The sequence below is a fragment of the Bifidobacterium tibiigranuli genome, assembly GCF_009371885.1.
Lineage (GTDB): Bacteria > Actinomycetota > Actinomycetes > Actinomycetales > Bifidobacteriaceae > Bifidobacterium > Bifidobacterium tibiigranuli.
In genome coordinates this window covers 1-1,602 of the sequence record NZ_QLZA01000026.1, presented here as the reverse complement: position 1 = coordinate 1,602, position 1,602 = coordinate 1, and the positions used below count along the sequence as shown (strand labels likewise).

At 44.6% G+C, this 1,602-nt stretch carries 1 rRNA gene; it reads left to right on the top strand.

The window, feature by feature from the left end:
• Positions 1–310: 310 nt before the first annotated feature.
• Positions 311–1,602: ribosomal RNA gene (locus DDF78_RS12375) — 23S ribosomal RNA — on the top strand; the annotation flags it as partial.

The window sequence follows — 1,602 nt, the reverse complement described above, 5'->3', positions numbered from 1 at the left end:
GTGCGGCTGTATCGCCCCCTTTCTAAGGGCTTATTCGTCTACATCTTCTTACGAAGATGTAGTAGGAATAACATTGACATATTGTATTCAGTTTTGAGTGCTCATTGGAGTATTCATTGCATTGTTTTGTACATTGAAAACTAGATAAGTAAGTAAAATTTATGATTTTACCAAGCAAAACCGAGTGAATTAGAGTTTTTTAACAAGCTTTGAATTCAAAAAGAAATAATCGCTAGTGTTCGAAAGAACACTCACAGATTAATAACATTTTGGGTTTTCAACCGACTTGTTCGTGTTGAAAGTCAAAAAAGATTAAGTTATTAAGGGCGCACGGTGGATGCCTTGGCACTAGAAGCCGATGAAGGACGTTACTAACGACGATATGCTTTGGGGAGCTGTAAGTAAGCTTTGATCCAGAGATTTCCGAATGGGGAAACCCAGCATGAGTTATGTCATGTTATCGATATGTGAATACATAGCATATCTGAAGGTAGACGCGGAGAACTGAAACATCTTAGTACCCGCAGGAAGAGAAAGAAAAATCGATTCCCTGAGTAGCGGCGAGCGAAACGGGAAGAGCCCAAACCAACGAGCTTGCTTGTTGGGGTTGTAGGACACTCTATACGGAGTTACAAAAGAACAAACTAGACGAATCATCTGGAAAGATGAATCAAAGAAGGTAATAATCCTGTAGTCGAAAGTTTATTCACTCTTGAGTGGATCCTGAGTACGACGGAACACGAGAAATTCCGTCGGAATCCGGGAGGACCATCTCCCAAGGCTAAATACTCTCTAGTGACCGATAGTGAACCAGTACCGTGAGGGAAAGGTGAAAAGTACCCCGGAAGGGGAGTGAAATAGAACTTGAAACCGTGTGCTTACAAGTAGTCAGAGCCCGTTAATGGGTGATGGCGTGCCTTTTGTAGAATGAACCGGCGAGTTACGATTTGATGCAAGGTTAAGCAGCAAATGTGGAGCCGTAGCGAAAGCGAGTCTGAATAGGGCGTTGAGTATTTGGTCGTAGACCCGAAACCAGGTGATCTACCCTTGGTCAGGTTGAAGTTCAGGTAACACTGAATGGAGGACCGAACCGACTTACGTTGAAAAGTGAGCGGATGAACTGAGGGTAGCGGAGAAATTCCAATCGAACTTGGAGATAGCTGGTTCTCTCCGAAATAGCTTTAGGGCTAGCCTCAAGTGATGATTATTGGAGGTAGAGCACTGTTTGGACGAGGGGCCCCTCTCGGGTTACCGAATTCAGACAAACTCCGAATGCCAATTAATTTAACTTGGGAGTCAGAACATGGGTGATAAGGTCCGTGTTCGAAAGGGAAACAGCCCAGACCACCAGCTAAGGTCCCAAAATATATGTTAAGTGGAAAAGGATGTGGCGTTGCCCAGACAACTAGGATGTTGGCTTAGAAGCAGCCATCATTTAAAGAGTGCGTAATAGCTCACTAGTCGAGTGACACTGCGCCGAAAATGTACCGGGGCTAAACATATTACCGAAGCTGTGGATTGTCCTCTGGACAATGGTAGGAGAGCGTTCTAAGGGCGTCGAAGCATGATCGCTAGGACATGTGGAGCGCTTAGTAGGGAGAA